Source organism: Mediterraneibacter sp. 210702-DFI.5.30 (assembly GCF_020560115.1).
Taxonomy (GTDB): Bacteria; Bacillota; Clostridia; order Lachnospirales; family Lachnospiraceae; genus Mediterraneibacter; species Mediterraneibacter faecis.
In genome coordinates this window covers 1-351 of record NZ_JAJCME010000043.1, presented here as the reverse complement: position 1 = coordinate 351, position 351 = coordinate 1, and the positions used below count along the sequence as shown (strand labels likewise).

Genomic DNA, 351 nt, shown 5'->3' with positions numbered 1-351 from the left:
GGCACACAATGGTCAGCTGACCAATGCCGTCACGCTGCGCCGCAAGTTGGAAGACAACGGTGCCGTTTTTCAATCAGATTCAGATACTGAGATCTTGATTCACTTGATTCGGCAAAACATTCACATGGGCTTTATTCCGGCCTTAAAAAAGACGCTGAACATGGTCAAGGGGGGCTTTGCCTTCTTGTTCCTGCAAAAGGATCGGTTGATTGCAGCTTTGGATCCTAATGGTATTCGGCCGCTTTGCCTGGGTCAGATGCCAAATGGCGCCTATGTCGTAACCAGTGAAAGCTGTGCCTTGGATATCGTTGGCGCCAAGCTGATTCGCGATGTCCAGCCAGGCGAGCTGCT

At 51.0% G+C, this 351-nt stretch carries 1 pseudogene; it reads left to right on the top strand.

The annotated features are described in order from the left end of the window. A pseudogene (locus LI126_RS14610) lies at positions 1-351 on the top strand (amidophosphoribosyltransferase); the annotation flags it as partial.